Source organism: Glaciihabitans sp. INWT7 (assembly GCF_014217685.1).
Lineage (GTDB): Bacteria > Actinomycetota > Actinomycetes > Actinomycetales > Microbacteriaceae > Lacisediminihabitans.
The window spans coordinates 2,724,582-2,741,523 of record NZ_CP043653.1; the positions used below are offsets into that span (position 1 = coordinate 2,724,582).

General features: G+C 66.0%; 15 protein-coding genes and 1 tRNA gene. 3 read left to right on the forward strand and 13 right to left on the reverse strand.

The window, feature by feature from the left end:
• Nucleotides 1-6 precede the first annotated feature (6 nt).
• The 4 genes from F1C58_RS13105 to F1C58_RS13120 all read right to left on the reverse strand — a co-directional run bounded on the left by F1C58_RS13105 (nt 7) and on the right by F1C58_RS13120 (nt 5,977).
• Nucleotides 7-1,584: a long-chain fatty acid--CoA ligase gene (locus F1C58_RS13105; RefSeq protein WP_185201513.1), complete on the reverse strand. Its 1,578-nt coding sequence runs from the start codon at nt 1,582-1,584 to the stop codon at nt 7-9.
• A gap of 132 nt (nt 1,585-1,716) precedes the next feature.
• Entirely contained in the window at nt 1,717-2,139 is a 423-nt protein-coding gene (locus F1C58_RS13110) for a GNAT family N-acetyltransferase (RefSeq protein ID WP_185201514.1), read from the reverse strand.
• Between the two features lie 92 nt (nt 2,140-2,231).
• Nucleotides 2,232-3,224 carry a ribonucleotide-diphosphate reductase subunit beta gene (locus F1C58_RS13115; protein WP_185201515.1) on the reverse strand — a complete coding sequence of 331 codons (993 nt, stop codon included), beginning with the start codon at nt 3,222-3,224 and terminating at the stop codon, nt 2,232-2,234.
• A gap of 212 nt (nt 3,225-3,436) precedes the next feature.
• Nucleotides 3,437-5,977, reverse strand: a complete 2,541-nt coding sequence (locus tag F1C58_RS13120; RefSeq protein WP_185201516.1) for a ribonucleoside-diphosphate reductase subunit alpha — start codon at nt 5,975-5,977, stop codon at nt 3,437-3,439.
• A gap of 293 nt (nt 5,978-6,270) precedes the next feature.
• Here F1C58_RS13120 and F1C58_RS13125 point away from each other — a divergent pair, with 293 nt between their 5' ends.
• Nucleotides 6,271-7,482, forward strand: a complete 1,212-nt coding sequence (locus F1C58_RS13125) for an MFS transporter (protein WP_185201517.1) — start codon at nt 6,271-6,273, stop codon at nt 7,480-7,482.
• Nucleotides 7,483-7,587: 105 nt separating this feature from the next.
• Here F1C58_RS13125 and F1C58_RS13130 read toward each other — a convergent pair whose 3' ends face one another.
• Complete coding sequence (locus F1C58_RS13130) at nt 7,588-8,082, reverse strand: NAD(P)H-dependent oxidoreductase (RefSeq protein ID WP_219731977.1); 495 nt, start codon at nt 8,080-8,082, stop codon at nt 7,588-7,590.
• A gap of 182 nt (nt 8,083-8,264) precedes the next feature.
• On the opposite strand from F1C58_RS13130, the gene F1C58_RS13135 reads away from it, so the two are divergent.
• Nucleotides 8,265-9,092, forward strand: a complete 828-nt coding sequence (locus F1C58_RS13135; protein WP_185201518.1) for an aldo/keto reductase — start codon at nt 8,265-8,267, stop codon at nt 9,090-9,092.
• A gap of 25 nt (nt 9,093-9,117) precedes the next feature.
• Here F1C58_RS13135 and F1C58_RS13140 read toward each other — a convergent pair whose 3' ends face one another.
• Both F1C58_RS13140 and F1C58_RS13145 read right to left on the reverse strand, forming a co-directional pair.
• A complete protein-coding gene (locus tag F1C58_RS13140) occupies nt 9,118-10,116 on the reverse strand; it encodes an aldo/keto reductase (RefSeq protein ID WP_185201519.1) in 999 nt (332 codons plus the stop codon).
• 156 nt (nt 10,117-10,272) lie between these two features.
• Nucleotides 10,273-10,488: a hypothetical protein gene (locus F1C58_RS13145; RefSeq protein ID WP_185201520.1), complete on the reverse strand. Its 216-nt coding sequence runs from the start codon at nt 10,486-10,488 to the stop codon at nt 10,273-10,275.
• A 157-nt stretch (nt 10,489-10,645) separates the two neighbouring features.
• Here F1C58_RS13145 and F1C58_RS13150 point away from each other — a divergent pair, with 157 nt between their 5' ends.
• Nucleotides 10,646-11,497, forward strand: a complete 852-nt coding sequence (locus tag F1C58_RS13150; RefSeq protein WP_185201521.1) for a DUF4349 domain-containing protein — start codon at nt 10,646-10,648, stop codon at nt 11,495-11,497.
• 111 nt (nt 11,498-11,608) lie between these two features.
• Here F1C58_RS13150 and F1C58_RS13155 read toward each other — a convergent pair whose 3' ends face one another.
• The 6 genes from F1C58_RS13155 to galU all read right to left on the reverse strand — a co-directional run bounded on the left by F1C58_RS13155 (nt 11,609) and on the right by galU (nt 16,895).
• Complete coding sequence (locus F1C58_RS13155) at nt 11,609-13,177, reverse strand: transporter (RefSeq protein ID WP_185201522.1); 1,569 nt, start codon at nt 13,175-13,177, stop codon at nt 11,609-11,611.
• A complete protein-coding gene (locus F1C58_RS13160; RefSeq protein WP_255461113.1) occupies nt 13,159-13,962 on the reverse strand; it encodes an ABC transporter ATP-binding protein in 804 nt (267 codons plus the stop codon). Before F1C58_RS13160 ends, F1C58_RS13155 begins: the two co-directional genes overlap by 19 nt.
• Nucleotides 13,963-14,079: 117 nt before the next feature.
• Nucleotides 14,080-14,152, reverse strand: a tRNA-Ala gene (locus F1C58_RS13165).
• 170 nt (nt 14,153-14,322) lie between these two features.
• Nucleotides 14,323-15,231, reverse strand: a complete 909-nt coding sequence (locus F1C58_RS13170) for a hypothetical protein (protein ID WP_185201524.1) — start codon at nt 15,229-15,231, stop codon at nt 14,323-14,325.
• Between the two features lie 38 nt (nt 15,232-15,269).
• The gene (locus F1C58_RS13175) at nt 15,270-15,926 is read right to left on the reverse strand and encodes a GNAT family N-acetyltransferase (protein WP_185201525.1); all 657 of its coding nucleotides are present in this window, start codon (nt 15,924-15,926) and stop codon (nt 15,270-15,272) included.
• Nucleotides 15,927-16,001: 75 nt separating this feature from the next.
• Nucleotides 16,002-16,895, reverse strand: a complete 894-nt coding sequence (gene galU / locus F1C58_RS13180; RefSeq protein WP_185201526.1) for a UTP--glucose-1-phosphate uridylyltransferase GalU — start codon at nt 16,893-16,895, stop codon at nt 16,002-16,004.
• Nucleotides 16,896-16,942: the final 47 nt, after the last annotated feature.

Genomic DNA, 16,942 nt, shown 5'->3' on the forward strand with positions numbered 1-16,942 from the left:
AAGCGATCAAGGCTGAGAGCTGACCGCCACTTCCCCCTCGGCCTCGTAGATGGCCACCAGTTCGCGCTTGAGCACCTTGCCGCTCGGACCGAGGGGAAGGGTCTCTACGATCTCCACCCGACGGGGGTACTTGTAGGCGGCCAGCTTCTCTTTCGCGTACTCCGCGAGGGCGGCGGTGTCGACATCCGCTCCGGGCGCCAGCACCACCGCGGCCATGATCTCCTGGCCGTGCGTCTCGTGGGCGACGCCGAATACCGCCGCACTCGAGACCGCCGGATGCGCCACCAGCACCTCTTCGACCTCCCGCGGGTAGACGTTGTAGCCGTTCCGCAGAATCATGTCCTTCTTGCGGTCGACGATCCAGAGATAGCCGTCCGCGTCCTTGGTGCCGAGGTCGCCGGTGCGGAACCAGCCGTCAACGATGGCCTTCGCCGACTCCTCGGGCAGGTTGAGGTAGCCCTTCATGAGGTTGTGCCCGCGGATCACGATCTCGCCGAGCTCGTCGATAGGCAGCAGTTCGATGGAGTCTTCCGTCTCCGCCCGCGCGATCTCCACATCCACTCCCCAGATCGGGGTGCCGATGCTTCCCGCGCGGGGCGTTCGCCCCACATGGTTGAAGCTCGCGACGGGTGAGGTCTCGGTGAGTCCGTAGCCCTCGTAGATCTCCACGCCGAATTCGGCGCGGAATCGTTCGATCACGGCGAGCGGGAGCGAAGCTCCGCCGGAGACCGCGTAGCGCAGCTTCGGGCGCTCGGCGGTCTTCTTCGCGGCCTCGAGCAGTGCGATGTACATGGTCGGAACGCCCATCATGATGGTGCATCCCGAGTCGATGAGCAGGCGAAGGGCGGAGTCCCCGTCGAACTTCGGCAGCAGCACGATCTTCGCCCCGGCGCGTAGTCCAGTGTTGAGCGTGCACGTCTGGCCGAAGGTGTGGAAGAGGGGAAGGCCGCCGAAGACCGTGTCTTCCGCGGTCATGTCGAAGGTGGTGAGCAACAGGGTGTTGGTCTGCTCGACGAGCGCGAAGTGGCTGCCCATCGCCCCCTTCGGTTTACCCGTCGTGCCGCTCGTGTAGAGGATCGTCGCCGTGTCGGAGGGCTGGCGGGGGGTGTAGGTGCGGATCGGTTCCGCCTCCGCGGCGAGCTTCTCCAGCTGCAGGATGCCCTCGACCGGCTCGGGCGCGAGCACCGACAGCACGGGGATTCCGGCTTGCGCTGCTCCCTTCGCTCCCTGTGCGAGAAGCGGCGCTGCGCAGGTGAGCATGGTGGCTCCCGAGTCGCGGAGCACGTATTCGATCTCGTCAGCCTTGAGGAGGGCGTGGATCGGCACGACGATGCCGCCGATGCTGAGGATCGCGAAGTAGGCGCGGGCGAAGTCGGCGACATTCGGAATGAGGATGGCGACCGCGTCTGCCTCGCTTACGCCCTGGCCGAGCAGGGCTCCGGCGTAGGAACGGGTCTCACTCCACAGTTCGGCGTAGGTGAGCTCCTGGCCGCCGACGACGAGCGCAACATTGTCGGGGGTGCGTTCGGCGGATTCCTTGAGGATCGCGGCGACGGAGAGGGTGGAGTAGCTCGGGTCGGTCATGGTGTTCCTGTCATCGTCGACTGGGTGCGCTCGCCTGCGAGCGCTCTTTCGCACGGTACGCCAGAGAATGCGTAAACATCAACTTGAGCACACTCGGTACAGCAAACGTGCAGCGAGGTGAGGTGGGGCAAGCTACAGCGCTTTGGCGTAGCAGAGCGCGTTCGACATCGATTCGAACGGCGGGTACGGAGCGGTGAGCACATAGCCGAGGCTCTCGTATAGGCCGATCGCGGCCCCCTGCAAGGTGCCGGTCTGCAGGATCAGCGTCGTCGATCCGAGCTCCCGGCCGGCGGCCTCCAGGTCGAGCATGAGCGCTCGCGAGATGCCCCTGCCGCGATAGGACTCGTGAATAAAGACTTTCTTGATCTCGAGGATGGCGAGGTCGTCGGAGTCCGCCGGAAAGGGCCGGAGCCCCGCCTGGCCGACGGGCACCTCGCCGCACAGGGCGAGGATCGTGGCGACGATCGTCTCCGGGTCCACCGCGAATGCGGCGGAGAGAGCTCGGGCGATCTCCGGAGGATAGTGGTCCATCGTCGAGCCGTAGAGAGCGGTCATCTCCTCTTCCATGATGTCCCGCAGCGCAGAAGCGCGCGGGTCGACCCAGTCGACCCGCGCGATCCTCAGCAGTTCCTTGGGACCGAAAGCGGCTACTTCGCGCCCACAGTCGCCGAGGCGTTCGACTCGTACGACGTGTTGGTCGACTCGAAGAAATTGACCAGCTGGAGGGTGTCGTTCGCGGTCGCCATCCACTTGGCCGGGTTTGTCACGTTGTACTCGGCTTCGAAGCCGAGCTCCTCGAGACGACGATCCGCCAGGTACTTGACGTACTGGTTGATGTAGTTGGCGTTGAGACCGAGGATGCCACCCGGGAGCAGGTCGCGGTTGTACTGCTCCTCGAGCTCCACCGCATCCAGGATCATCTGCTTGATCTCGGCCGCGAACTCCTCAGTCTGCAGGTCGGGGTTCTCCTCGAGCACGGTCAGGATGAGGTTGATGCCGAACTTGAGGTGAAGGGACTCGTCGCGCACGACCCAGTCCATGAGGGACCCGAAGTTGCGCAGCAGGTTGCGCTGGCGGAACGACAGCGCGACCATGAAGCCAGAGTAGAACCAGAGGCCTTCGAGGATCACGTTGTACGCCACGAGGTTGCGTACGAAGTCCTTCTTGCCCTCCGTGGTGGTGATGTCGAGAGTGTTCTCCGTCATGCGACGGATGTACTTGATCTCGAACTCTTCCTTCTTCGCCATCGAGGGGATGTCGACGTGCGAGTTGTACGCCGCCTCGCGGTCGATCGGGAAGGTCTCGAGCACGTACTCGAACGACATGCAGTGGTTGGCCTCTTCCCACATCTGCTTCGCAAGGTAGATGCTGCACTCCGCCGCGTTCACGTAGGGGTACACGCCGAAGGCGAGCGCCTTGTTCACGAGCAGCTCGTTCGGGTTGAAGTAGCTCATGAGGAAGGTGACCGCGTGGCGCTCTTCATCCGTCATCTTCTTGAAGTCGGCGATGTCCTCGCCGAGCTGGATCTCGTTCGGAAACCAGGTGTTCGCGACGGCCTGGTCGTACAGGTCCATCGCCCACTGGTAACGGATCGGTTTGAGGAGCAGCCCCTCTTGCAGGCCGGTTCCGAGAATTCCCATGTGCTCTACTTCTTCCTGTCGCTGTGTGTGGTGATGCTGTCGTGCTTCTGCAATCGCTGATCGAGTGGGGCGCTCAGCGCCCTTCCCGAGATCGGCCCGTCGAAACCGGCCCGTCGAGATCCGCCCGCCTACTGGCAGCTCTCGCACTGCAGGTCGTCCATCGGATCGACCGGAACTTCGTATTCGAATACCTGGGTGTCGTAGTTCACTGTCTACTCTCCTGACTTGGGAGCGAGCCCACCGAAGCCGAAGCCGCGCTTGGGTGCCGGAGCCTCAGAAGTCGGGCTCGCCGGAGCGGAGGCGATCGGCGCGACGCGGGCGGACTCTACGGCCGGAGCGGCAGCCGGTCCCGCAGAGCCGAAGCCCTTACGCACAGCCCCGCCTGCTCCGCTGCCGATCTGCTCCGACTTGTTCACCTTCACGGTCGACTGCTCGGCCGTATGGCGCGGCTTCATGTGCAGGTAGTAGGTGGTCTTGACGCCACGCTCCCACGCCCCCATGTAGATATCCATCATGTCGCCGAGGTCACGCGTCTCGAGGTACATGTTGCGGCTGATCGACTGGTCGACCCACTTCTGGGCCCGTGCCGCCACCTCGAGGAAGGAGTACGGCGAGAGCTGGAAGCTCGTCTTGTAGGTGGCCTTGATGTGATCCGGAATGGCCTCGATGCCCTGGATATCGCCCTGGCTGCGCAGGATCGACTCACGGGTGGAGTCCCAGATGCCGAGCTCCTGAAGGTCGGACACGAGGTTGCGGTTCACCTCGAGGAACTTGCCGTTGGAGGTCGCGCGGCTGAAGATCTGCGAGAACTGCGGGTCGAGACCCGGAGTCGTGCCGGCGACGAGACCGATGGATGCGGTGGGCGCGATCGCCATGAGCGTCGCGTTGCGCATGCCGCCCTTCACCTTGGTGCGCAGAGCATCCCAGTCGAGCCGCGTGGTGCGGTTGACCTCGATGCTCGTGCCGCGGTCGGCCTCGGTGAGCGCGATCGAGTCGAACGGCACGAGGCCCTTCGACCAGCCCGATCCTTCGAAGTTCGCGTAGGACCCGCGCTCCTGCGCCAGGTTGGCGCTCTCGTCGATCGCCGCATAGGAGACGTGCTCCATGATCTCGTCGATCAGGTCGTAGGCCTCTTCGCTCTCGTAGCTGAATCCGAGACGCTCCACGACATCCGTGAAACCCATCACACCCAGTCCGACGGCGCGGTTCTGCTGGTTCGAGAAGTCCGCCTCCTTCACGGAGGAACGGGTGATGTCGATGAGGTTGTCGAGCTGCCGCACGGCGAGGCGAGCGCTCTCTTCGATCTTCGCCCAGTTCATCGCGAGCACCTGACCCTCGCCGGTCAGCGAGTCGAGGTGGCGCGACAGGTTGATCGACACCAGGTTGCAGACGGAGACGTTGTCCTCATCCTGCGGGAGGGTGATCTCGGTGCAGAGGTTGGAGAGGTGGATCGTTCCCGTGTTGTTGTTGAGCGCACGGAGGTTGATCGTGTCTTTCCAGCACAGCCACGGGTGGCTGGTGGTCTGCAGGGAGATGAGGATCGACTTGAACTGCTCGCGAGCGGTGATCTTCTTGAACATGTGCATCTCGCCGGCTTCGGCCTTGGCGACGTACTCGTTGTACTTCGCCGAGAATTCCTTGCCGTAGAGCTCGTTGAGATCCTGCACCTCGAGCGGGTCGAAGAGGTACCAGTCGTCGTCATTCTGCACGCGCTTCATGAACTCGTCCGAGATCCAGACGGCGGTGTTCGCGGTGCGGGTGCGGCGATACGGGTCTCCGGAGTTCTGGCGCAGGTCGAGGAACTCGGGGAAGTCGAGGTGCCAGTTCTCCATGTAGAAGCAGAGGGCGCCGAACTTCTTGCCACCGCGACTCACCGCCCGCAGGATCGAGTCGATCGTGTGCATGAACGGGATCGGCCCGGTCGAGGTGGTGTTGTTCGAGCGGATCGGCGAACCCTGGGCGCGCAGCTTGGTGACACTGAGGCCGATGCCGCCGGTGCCCTTGGTGAGCCACATCACATCGCGGGTGGTCTTCGCGATGTGCTCCATGTCATCCTGCATCTCCATGACGAAGCAGTTGGCGAGCTGAGGGTAGATGGTGCCCGCGTTGACGAGGGTCGAGCCCGCAGCGATGTATTCGAGGCTCGACATCTTCTCGTAGAACGCGATGGCGTGTTCGGTGGGGTTTGCCTCGTTGAGCGAGAGGCCCATGGCGATGCGCATCCAGAAGTACTGGGGAACCTCGAGGGCGTCGCCGTTGCGTCCCTTGATGCCGTAGCGGTTGTTGAGGGTGACGACGCCGATGTACTTGAGCAACTCGTCATGCGATGGCTCGAGCGCGTTGGCCAGTGCGTCGAGGTCGAAGAGCTGAGTGAGTCGGGAGTCGAGGAGAAGTTCCTCGACGCCACGGGTGACGTTCGCGGCGAAGTGGCTGGCGTGGAGGGCCTTCAGCTCTTCTGCAGTCTCGTAGTCGCCGAGAACGCGCTTGTAGATGGTCTTCAGCAGCAGTCGCGCGGCCACCGTGTCGAATGCCGGGTCGTCCTTGACGTTCTGCAGGGCGACCTGGATGACCGCCTCGTCGAGCTGCTGGGTGGTGATGCCGTCGAACAGGGTCAGCTCCAGCTCACTGGCGATCTGCGTGACCCAGGTGATGTTCTCGTCGAGACCGGCACTGGCGTGCTCGATCGCGAGGTTGATCTTGTTCGCGTCGTACGGCTCTCGCTGCCCATTGCGCTTGACTACGGTGATTGCCACGTTTGCTTCCCCTCGTGCGCCCCTCAGCGGGGCCGAAATAGTGTGCGGAAACCGTAATTTCACGCTCCTCGACCGATGACATCGATGAGCGGGGGTTCCGCGGTTTGACCACTATATAGCGGGCCTCCGACAAAACGGTAACCCCATATGTAGTGGGCGTGTCGTCCACAGCTTGTGGATAAGTTCGCCGGTTTTTGCACAGGCTGTGCACAATCCGCCGGGTCTCGATTGCGACACTATCGCCGACATCCGACCCCGGCGGATCGGCGCCCAACCGATAGGCTTGAAGCCTTGTGAAGACCTACCTGAGCCTCCTGAAAACGCGCGGTGTCGCGCGCATCATGGCGGCCCAGTTGGTGGCGCGATTCCCCAATGGAATGCTCTCCCTCGCATTCCTTCTCCACATCGAGCACATCTCCGGCACCTACTTCGCGGCGGGCCTCGTGCTGGCCGCCACCAGCATCGGCCAGGCGATCGCCGGGCCTCTGACCAGCCGCTGGATGGGCGTGTGGGGGATGCGCCGCGTGCTCATCCTCACGATGATCGTGTGCGCGACCGCCGTCGGCACCATCGCCCTCGCGCCCGCACTTCCGATCGGGCTCTATATGGCGATCGGATTCGTCGGAGGACTCAGCACTCCCCCGATCCAGCCGGCGGTGCGCACCATCTACCCCAAGATGGTCAACTCCCGCCAGCTCACGCCGCTGTTCTCGCTCGATGCGTCCGCGCAGGAGGTGATCTGGGTGCTCGGACCGGTGATCACGACCTTCCTCGCGATCCAGGTGAGCACCGTGCTCGCGATTCTCGTCGCCCTCGCTTTCCTGGTCGGCGGGGGCATCTGGTTCATCTCCTCCCCCGAAGTCGGGCGCGTGCGAATCCCCCGGAGCAAGCGCAATCTCGGAGCGGTGCTGAAGAAGCCCGCGGTGCTGCTCGCGACCACCACCGGGTTCCTTCTGGTCGGCGCCTGCGCCGCGGTCGAGGCCGGGGTGGTATCGGCATTCGGAGACAGCGGATCCGAGGCCGGCCTCGTGCTCGGCCTCTTCGCCGTCGGATCCCTCATCGGCGGACTCGCCCTCGGGCACATCCCCATCGGCCCCTGGGCACTCGCCCGTCGCCTGTTCGCGATCTTCGTCGGGATGTCGCTCGCCGCGGTATCCCTCAACTTCTGGTGGCTCGCCGTCACTCTGCTGGTCGCGGGCATCGGCATCGCTCCCGCCCTCGCGGTGATGTTCGCCATCGTGTCGTCGAGCGTGCGATTCAGCGAGACCGCCGAAGCCTACGGCTGGGTGGGCACCGGCCAGCTCATCGGGGCCGCGATCGGTTCCGCCGTGGCCGGGTTCATGATCGACCGTTTCGATGCCCCCGGCGCATTCTGGGTCGCTGCCGCGTTTGCCGGCTTCGGATTCCTCATCCCCACCATCTTCCATCGGGCGCACCCCGACCTCCGCGGCCGCGACGCCAGCCCCATTCCCGACACGGAACCGATTGCGACCCATCCCGGCTAGCTTCTCGAGGCGCTCGCTTCCCGGCACAGGGCGTGCCCGGAGGAGAGATCCGGGCGACGGCTCCGCAGGGACCTGACGTGGGGGATGACCAGCGCGAGGAGCTGTTCAGCCCTGCAGAGGCGTGAGCGTTGTGGCGAGAAGCGCGGTTTCGTCGAGAAGCTTGCCGAGGACGGCGACCTCTTTGTCGCTCGGCGAAAAGGCCTCGTCGACGATGAGTCGGGAGGCGAAGGGGATCTCCACCGCGGCGCCGACCCGCACCATCCCCAGACAGCTGACGACGGTCTCGAGCGCGGTTACCCCCCGGGTGCCGGCCGAAACGCCGCCGTAGCTGACGAAGGCCACCGGCTTGCGCCACCACTCCGCGGCGAGATAGTCCAGCGCGTTCTTGAGCGCGGGCGAGAAACTGTGGTTGTACTCGGGAGTCACGAGCACGATCGCATCGACGGCATCGACCCGGGCACTCCAGTCGAGAGTGTGCTGCTTCGTGTAGGCGCGGAGCCGGGGATGGTTCGGCTCATCCATGAAGGGAAGACCGAGTTCGACGAGGTCCACGAAATCCACCTCGAAGTCCCCCGGTCGAGTGCGCTGTGACGCACCCATTCGGCGATCGGCAGACCGATGCGACCCGGTCGCACACTGCCGACGATGATCATGAGCTTCAGCATTGTTCTCCCACCGGTCGTCGCCTCGAGCTTCGGGGCTTCTCTCATTCTGCAACCGATCTCGCGGTAAACAGTGGTGAGGCCCAGCCCCGCTCGGCGACAGTCTTCGATAATGGGACGATGACTGCAACGACCTCGCCCCTTCTCACCATGAACGACGGCCGCGGCATCCCGCAACTCGGCCTCGGCGTGTACAAGGTGGCGGATGCGGAAGCGGCGCGCGTCGTGGAGCTCGCCATCGACGCGGGCTACCGTCACGTCGACACCGCGACCCTGTACAACAACGAGCGCGGCGTCGGTGACGGGGTGCGTGCCTCCGGGGTGCCACGAGACGAGATCTTCGTCACCACGAAGGTGTGGGATGACGACCACGGATTCGACAACACCCGCCGCGCCTTTGACACGAGCCTCGAGTTGCTCGGGTTCGACTACGTCGACCTGTACCTCATCCACTGGCCGGTGCCGTCGAAGGACCTTTTCGTGGAGACCTGGCGCGCGCTCGAGGCCATCAAGGCCGACGGCCGGGCACTCTCGATCGGCGTCTCGAACTTCGCACCGCACCACCTCGACCGGCTGCTCGCGGAGACCGAGACGGTTCCGGCGATCAACCAGGTGGAGCTGCACCCCTGGCTGCCCCAGCGCGAGGTGCGCGACTTCGACACGAGCCACGGCATCCTCACCGAGGCGTGGTCGCCCCTTGCCCGCGGGCGACTGATCGGCGACCGGGTGCTCGACGCGATTGCGGCGAAGCACGAGCGCAGCGCCGCTCAGGTGGTGATCCGCTGGCATCTCCAGCTGGGCAACGTGGTGATCCCGAAGTCGGTGACCGCCAGTCGCATCACGGAGAACTTCGAGGTGTTCGACTTCGAACTGGATGCGGCGGATCTCGCGGCGATCGCGGGGCTGGAGTCCGGCGTGCGCACCGGGATGGAACCGGACGCACACTGAGGTCCCGGTGCGGAAGCCCGCTGCCTCACCAGCGATCGTGGATGGCCGCGCGGAACTCACGGTCGTACAGCGCCGTCACGGCGGCAGTGAAGGCCGGGCTCAACTCCGGCACCGAACCGGCCTCGGCGTTGCTCACGGCCTGGGACACATTGCGCGCTCCGGGAATGACCGCACTCACGCCCTCGAGCTGCGCGACCCAGGCGAGGGCGATCTGCGCGGTGCTGAAGCCCGACGCCGCGGCCTCACCGGGCAGAAGTGCGGCGAATTCCTTCGCGGCGGCAACTCCCCGTTCGAAGTCGACTCCCGAGAAGGTCTCTCCCACGTCGAACGCGGAACCGTCACGGTTGTAGTTGCGGTGGTCGTTCGCCGCGAAGGTCGTGTCGGCGGTGTACTTGCCGCTCAGCAGCCCGGAGGCGAGCGGAACCCGGGCGATGACGCCGACGCCGGCCGCGATGGCGGCGGGCAGCACGGCATCCAGCGGCTTCAGCCGGAAGGCATTGAGGATGATCTGCACCGTGGCGACGTTAGGCCGGGCGATGGCCGTAAGTGCCTCATCAGCCGTCTCGACGCTCACGCCGTAGGCGGAGATCGCCCCCTCGGCCACGAGGGTGTCGAGGTCGTCAAAGACCCGATCCGTCGAGAAGACGGCGGTGGGCGGGCAGTGGAGCTGCACGAGATCGAGTGTGTCGGTGCGCAGGTTCGTGCGGGAGCGGTCGGTCCACTCGCGGAACTTCGCGAGGGTGAAGTTGGCCGGGTCCTGGGCCTCTCGTCGACCTATCTTGGTCGCGACAGTGATCGAGTGCCCCTGTCGCTCGGCGAGGTATCCGCCGATCAGCTGTTCACTGCGTCCATCGCCGTAGACGTCCGCCGTATCGAAGAGGGTGACTCCGGCCTCGACGGATGCATCGAGCACGGCGCGGGCATCAGCCTCGGTCACCTCGCCCCAGTCGGCGCCGAGCTGCCAGGTGCCGAGGGCGATGGCGGAGACGGAGCGGTGGGTGCGGCCGAGGGTGCGAGTGTCCATCACTCCAGCCTAGGTCGCCCCCGCCGCGCTCCGCGCAGCGTGATCGCGAATCTCAGTCGCGCAGCGTGATCGCGAATCTCAGTCGCGCAGCGTGATCGCGAATCTCAGCCGTGCAGCGTGATCGCGAATCTCAGCCGCGCAGTTGGGACGCGCAAGTCAGTCGCGCAGTTCTTCCTTGTACTCGTTCTTCGCCTTGGTGGCGTCGCGATCGGCTTCGGCCTTGGAGACCTCACCCTCGGCGCGCTTGACTTCACCCTCGGCTTTCACCTCGTCGACGCGATCGCTCACGCGCTCCTTGGTGTCGTCGGCCCACTCGCCGACCTTCTTACCGGTCGCTTCGGCGGCATCCTTGGCATTGTCCAACAGGCCCATGATTTCTCCTTCGTCTGGGGTTGATTTCACGGTAATCCCCGCCGCGGCACCCTCATGCGACTCCCACACGATTCCCAGAATCGCGTCCCGTGCTGACGAACGAATCGGCAAAAACGTTGGGTGGCGGCTCGCCGGAACCGCGTTCTAGCGTGAGGACATGAGGCGAATCCTGGTCACGACAGTCCTGCTCGTCGCTGCACTCGGTCTCGCGGGATGCACCGCTTCCGCCGGATCCGTGCAGTCCGACAGTCCGGGTGATTCGATCGCGCGCGCTCCGGTGACGGCGCCGGAGAAGGCCACCGGTACCGTCGAAACGGCATCCACGGCGACATCCCCCCGCTCGGCGGTCACGACCGGCACGCTCTCGATCACCGTCGATGAGCCATCGGTCTCGGCAGAGAAGGCCGTGACGATCACGGACGGGGCCGGGGGCCATGTCGACGGGCGGACCGAGCACCCCACGACGGACGGCGTGCCGGGATCCGCCCAGCTGGTGTTGCGCATCCCGTCCGCCGGGCTGGATGCGGCGCTCACGGAATTGAAGAAGCTGGGGCGAGTGGAGAACGTGTCGCTGTCGACCCAGGATGTCACGGGCCAGTCCCAAGACCTGGCGGCGCGCATCACCGCTCTGAGCGCCTCGGTCGACCGACTCGTCGAGCTCATGTCCCGCGCCACCACCACCGCCGACCTCGTCTCCATCGAGACTGCGCTCTCCGACCGGCAGGCCAACCTCGAGAGCCTGCAGGCCCAGAAACGTGGTCTCGACGATCAGGTGGACCTGGCCACGCTCACCGTGGATCTCGGCACGGCCAGCACCGCTCCCGTGCGCCCTCCCGCTACGTTCGTCTCGGGCCTCATCGCCGGCTGGGGCTCGTTGGCAGCCTTCCTCTCCGGACTGCTCGTGGTGCTGGGAGTCGCGCTCCCCTGGATCGCTTGCGCGGCGATCCTCTGCGCATTGGTCGTGTACGTCGTGCGCCGTCGACGCACTCGCGTCGTCTCGCACTCGTGAGCGAGCGCCGGGATGCCTCAGTGCATCTACCTCAGTGCATCTACCTCAGTGCATCTACCTCAGTGCATCTACCTCAGTGCATCTACCTCAGTGCATCTATCCGTGCTGCCGTCAGTGCTGACGGGCGAGGTGCTCCAGTAGTTCCGGTGCCGCCCGGTCCAGTTGGGCACCGCCGAGACGGATGCCGAGCACCATCAGTGCGGAACCGAGGGCTATGCCGACCACGAGCCCGATCCAGCCCAGGAGGGCGACCCCGGTCACCGCTCCGACCACGGCGAGAACGAGTTCGGGAAGCACCAGGAGCCCGAGCACACCCCACGTGGCGAAGGTGGTGAGCGCCGTCGTGAACCCGGCCCCGGGTGCCGCCTTGAACGGGTTGTCGCCCGGTCCCGGCACCGGGATGACGATGCGGGCAGAGGAATAGCTCGAGACGCCGAGTCCGCTGAGGAAGATACCGATGGAGAGCCCGAGCAGGCCGGGGAGCACCGACCAGGATCCGCTGATCCAGACCGAACCGATGCTGAAGACGATCACGATCGGCAAACCGAAGCTGGCGAGGGCGGCGGCCCTGCCGAGGCGGTCATCCCTGCCACGGATGCCGGACGAGATCTGCGTCGCGAAGGCGGTGCCCTCGTACGACAGGTCGGAGAAGATGGACAGCGACAGCAGCAGGGCCACGATCGGACCGACAGAGTGCAGGAGGTCGAGCGCCCCGTTGCGGCTGTAGAAGAACATCAGGGCCGGGATGAGCGGCACGACGAGCAACTGGCGGGCGTATCGAGGGTCCCGGATCCAGTAGGTGAGCGATCGGGCCGCGACCGCCCCGGCCGGCGTCGCCGGAAAGCGGCCGAGCCAGCCGAGCTTGCCGCTGCCGCGGCTTCGCGAGGTGGTGTGGGCCGGCGTGATGAGGGCGAGAGCGAGGCTGCGGCGCCAGAGCAGGAGGAGCAGCGCAAGGATGGCGACACCGATGAGGAGGTGGAGGGCTGCGTCGCGGGGATTTCCCAGCGCGAGATCCGATGGCACGGCCCAGAGAGCACCGAGGGGCGTCCAGGCGAGGGCGTTCGCGAGGCCAGGGAGGGCATCAGTGGCCGTGCGGATGCCGGAGGAGAGCGACACGATGATTGGTCCGAGCAGGATGAGCGGGATGATCGCCAGGAATCCCGCTGCCTCTCGAAAGCGGCGACCAGAGGTGAAGGTGGAACTGAGCGTGGTGACCGCCCGCGAGCCGACGATGCAGGTCGCCGCAGCGATGACCGCGCAGAGGGCCGCGACCAACGCGATCAGCGGATGCTGCCACCACGTGCCAGCGGTCGCCAGCGACGCGAGCATGGTGACGATCCCGGGCACCCCCACGAGCCCGCTCAGGGCGAGTCCGAGCAGCAGGGTGTTCAACGGAATCGGGAAGGTCACGAGCCGGGCGGGTTCGAGGGTCTGGTCGATGCCGGAGGCCAGGAGGGGGATGAGCACCCAGCCGAGCACGAGGGCAGAGCCAGCGAGCACGACGACGGTGCGAGCGATCTCCACCGGCACTCCGCTGAGCGCCACGAGCCCGATCGTGCTGCCGAACAGGATGCCGATGCCGTACAGCGCGCCGAAAATCACCGCGACGAGCTGCCAGGTGCTGCGCAGCAGGGAGTTCTTCAGAACGAGGAGGCGAAGCCTCAGGAGATTCGCAACCACTCGGGGCCTTCCGCGTGGTGTCGCCCGCCGACGAGTTCGACAAACCGGTCTTCCAGCGTCGATCCGCCTCGGACCTCGTCGACAGTTCCCGCCGCAAGCACCCTCCCCGCCGAGATCACCGCGACGTGGTCGCACATGCGCTGCACGAGATCCATGGCGTGACTCGACACGATGACGGTGCCGCCGGATGAGACGTAGCCCTGAAGGATGTCGCGGATGTTCGCCGCCGAGACGGGGTCGACCGACTCGAATGGCTCATCGAGCACCAGCAGTCGGGGCGCGTGCACGAGCGCGCAGGCCAGGGCGATCTTCTTGGTCATGCCCGCCGAGTAATCGACGACGAGGGTCCCGCTCGCCCCCTGCAGGTCGAGCAGCCGGAGCAGGTCGTCCACCCGTTCCGCGACGGTCGACCGGTCCATTCCCGTGAGGAGTCCGGAGTAGGTGACGAGTTGCTCCCCGGTGAGGCGATCGAACAGGCGCACTCCGTCGGAGAGCACCCCGACGAGACGCTTTGCCTCGATGAGGTTGCGCCAGACGTCCACCCCGTGCAGTGTGATGGTGCCGGCATCCGGTCTCAACAGCCCGGTGGCCATCGACAGGGTCGTGGTCTTTCCGGCACCGTTCGGGCCGACGAGGCCGTAGAAGGAGCCGGTGGGAACATCCAGGCTGAGGTCGTCGACCGCGTTCTTCTCGCCGAAACGCTTGTAGAGGCCGCGGATGCTCAGGGCCGCCTGCGGGGAGCCGATAACGGTCTGGGGCGGGGTCTCGGGCGAGTTCTCTGGCACGAGCGCCACCCTAGCCGACGGTGCCGCCAAGGGCCGGTGCGCGGCACCCGGCGCACGAAAAACTCCCCGCGAACATCGGCGGAGATGCCGTGCTGCGGGGAGTTTCTGCGGTACCGGTGGACCCTAGGAGATTCGAACTCCTGACCTCCTCGATGCGAACGAGGCGCGCTACCAACTGCGCCAAGGGCCCGTACTGCGTTGCTACGTTATCACTTTCGCGGCGTGCATCGGCGCAGTGCGCTCTCCTCTGCGTGCCAAGCGAGCGTCGCCGGACCCGCAGCGGAACTCGACCGGGCGATAACGGCGCCGAGATGCCGGAGTCAGCACCGATAATGCCGGTTCGGCAAGGGATCCAGGGAGCTAGGCGCGACGGCGGCGCAACACGGCGTCGAGGTCGGTGTGCGTTTCCGGCTGCTCGTCGACGAAACCCATTCGGGCGAATCGGCTCGGAACCGTGCTGGCAGCGGGCCTGATCGGAGTGACCTCCGGAGCCTCGTGCGCCTCACGCAGGCGGCGCTCGGCATCCGCTGCGGCCTGGCGCAGTTCGGCGGCGGCTTCGAGCGACGCGACGAGCGACCTCTCCGGAGCGGGACGGGACATGTACAGCGGCTTCGGCACGGGAACCGGTGTCCAGGTCGTCTGCACCGGAGCCGGGGCCACGACCACCGCACGCGGGGCTTCGACGACGACGACGGGCCGGGAGCGCAGGCTGCGAGCGAGCGCGGCCCGGGTTCGGCCGACGGATGCCATCTGCCCGAGCATCCCGATGCTGCCCGCCGTCACGGCGGCGCCGACGGCCAGGAGCATCCAGGAGCCGGAGGCGAGAAGCTGAACGACGCCGAAGCCGGAGGCGATGAGGGCGGCGAACAGCACCGCAGAGGTGATCGCCCGCGACCGTCGAAGGCGACGCGAAGCCGGAGAGCTGGCCGCGACATCCGCGGCGATAGCGGGCTGGGTCTCGGCAAGCCGGCGGGCGGCGGCTCGCGCGACCGCGGCATCCTGCGCCTCGGCGATGGCCGCGGTGCGCTGCAGTTGCTTCTTGAGCACTCGCTCCTGCTGGGCGGCACTGCGAGCGGTCGTCTCGGCACGAACCTCGAGCGGCACCTCCGAGGTCTCGGCCATGATGCGCAGGGTCTGCTGGAGGCGGAGAGCGTTGCGCTCGGTCGCCAGATACTCCCGACGCTGCAGCCAGGTGGGCACGAGGTAGGCGAGCCAGAGCACGGCGGCGAGGGCGATGATCACGCCCGACCCGACTCCCTCAGCACCCATAGCCCTACGGTACGAGGGCTTGGCCGATTAACCCTCGATTACCGAGGGTGTGTTCCGCGCTGGAGGGACGCATCCCAGTCGGCTCGGGGCACGATTCCTGCCCCCTCTGGCACGCGCCCGTCGAGCCAGCGCCTCAACACCCCGGAGGGGAGCTCCTCGGCGACGAGGGCGAAACAGAAATGATCACGCCAGTCGCCATTGATGTGGATGTAGCGCCGCCGAAGCCCCTCGTACCGGAAGCCCAGCTTCTCGACCACGCGCAGACTCGGGGCATTCTCCGGACGGATGCAGATCTCCATGCGATGCAGACCCACCTGGAAGAAGGCGTAGTCGCTGGCCAGCGCGACCGCCGTCGGTGTCACTCCTTTGCCGGCGAAGCGTTCCGATACCCAGTACCCGATGGTCGCAGAGGAGAGGGATCCGTAGGTGATCCCCGAAACGTTGAGCTGGCCGGCGAACTCGCCATCGTGTTCGATGGCGAAGGGCAGTCCGAAGCCGGCACGCGCGTTCGCCTGGAGGCTGCGGATGCTGGAGCGCACATCGAAGCTCATCGCCCCGTGCGGGTTGGTCGCTTCCCATTTGCGCAGCCAGCCGCGGTTCTCGAGCAGTTCGCGTTCGAGCACTCGTGCGTCGCGCAGACGGATGGGGCGGATTGTCGTCTTGCCCTCACGGAGGGTAGGGATCGGAGTCGCCACCGCATCAGTCTAGAGCCGGGCCGGGCCCGGTCTCGATACGGCCGTGGACGGCCGACCCGACCACCCGGGCAGCAGCTACTCGAGGGTGCTTGCGAAGTCCTTGAGCCACGGGCGCAGATCCGGACCGAGGTCGTCACGGTCGACCGCGAGCTGCACGATGGCCTTGATGTAGTCGAGCCGATCCCCGGTGTCGTAGCGGCGACCACGGAAGACGACGCCGTACACGCCGCCCGCGATGCTCGGGTTGGCCGCGAGCGTCTGGAGCGCATCCGTGAGCTGGATCTCGCCGCCCTTGCCTGCAGGAGTGTGCTCGAGGATGTCGAAGATCTCGGGCTGCAGAACGTAGCGACCGATGATCGCGTAGTTGGAAGGGGCCTTCTCGCGGGTGGGCTTCTCGACCAGTCCGGTGATCCGCACGACATCCTCGTCGTCGGTGGCCTCGACGGTGGCGATTCCATACATGTGCACTTGCGCGGGGTCGACCTCGAGCAGTGCGACGATCGTGGCGTTGCGCTTGCCCTGCTCTTCGAGCATGCGAGAGAGCAAGACGTCCCGGTCGTCGATGATGTCGTCGCCGAGCAACACGGCGAAGGGCTCGTGGCCCACGTGCATCCGGGCGCGAAGCACCGCGTGTCCGAGTCCCTTGGGGTCGCCCTGGCGCACGTAATGCACCTCGGCGAGATCGGTCGCGTAGTTCACTTTGCGGAGGCGCTCGATGTCGCCCTTCATGAGCAGAGTGGCCTCGAGCTCGCCCACGCGGTCGAAGTGGTTCTCGAGCGCATTCTTGTTTCGACCCGTGATCATCAGTACATCGGTGAGGCCGGCCGCGACAGCCTCCTCCACCACATACTGGATCGCCGGCTTGTCGACGACGGGCAGCATCTCCTTGGGCATCGCTTTCGTCGCGGGCAGGAATCGTGTTCCCAGACCCGCGGCGGGGATGACAGCTTTAGTGATTGTGAAGGCCATGGCGCCAAGGGTATACGACCACCATTTCGAGGGCGTTAACTCGACTC

Coding starts and splice junctions, on each gene's coding strand:
- galU (WP_185201526.1), bottom strand. CDS start 16,895: ATGGCCTTCACAATCACTAAAGCTGTCATCCCCGCCGCGGGTCTGGGA.
- F1C58_RS13135 (WP_185201518.1), top strand. CDS start 8,265: ATGACTGCAACGACCTCGCCCCTTCTCACCATGAACGACGGCCGCGGC.
- F1C58_RS13130 (WP_219731977.1), bottom strand. CDS start 8,082: ATGGGTGCGTCACAGCGCACTCGACCGGGGGACTTCGAGGTGGATTTC.
- F1C58_RS13110 (WP_185201514.1), bottom strand. CDS start 2,139: ATGACCGCTCTCTACGGCTCGACGATGGACCACTATCCTCCGGAGATC.
- F1C58_RS13115 (WP_185201515.1), bottom strand. CDS start 3,224: ATGGGAATTCTCGGAACCGGCCTGCAAGAGGGGCTGCTCCTCAAACCG.
- F1C58_RS13170 (WP_185201524.1), bottom strand. CDS start 15,231: ATGGGTGCTGAGGGAGTCGGGTCGGGCGTGATCATCGCCCTCGCCGCC.
- F1C58_RS13145 (WP_185201520.1), bottom strand. CDS start 10,488: ATGGGCCTGTTGGACAATGCCAAGGATGCCGCCGAAGCGACCGGTAAG.
- F1C58_RS13105 (WP_185201513.1), bottom strand. CDS start 1,584: ATGACCGACCCGAGCTACTCCACCCTCTCCGTCGCCGCGATCCTCAAG.
- F1C58_RS13150 (WP_185201521.1), top strand. CDS start 10,646: ATGAGGCGAATCCTGGTCACGACAGTCCTGCTCGTCGCTGCACTCGGT.
- F1C58_RS13140 (WP_185201519.1), bottom strand. CDS start 10,116: ATGGACACTCGCACCCTCGGCCGCACCCACCGCTCCGTCTCCGCCATC.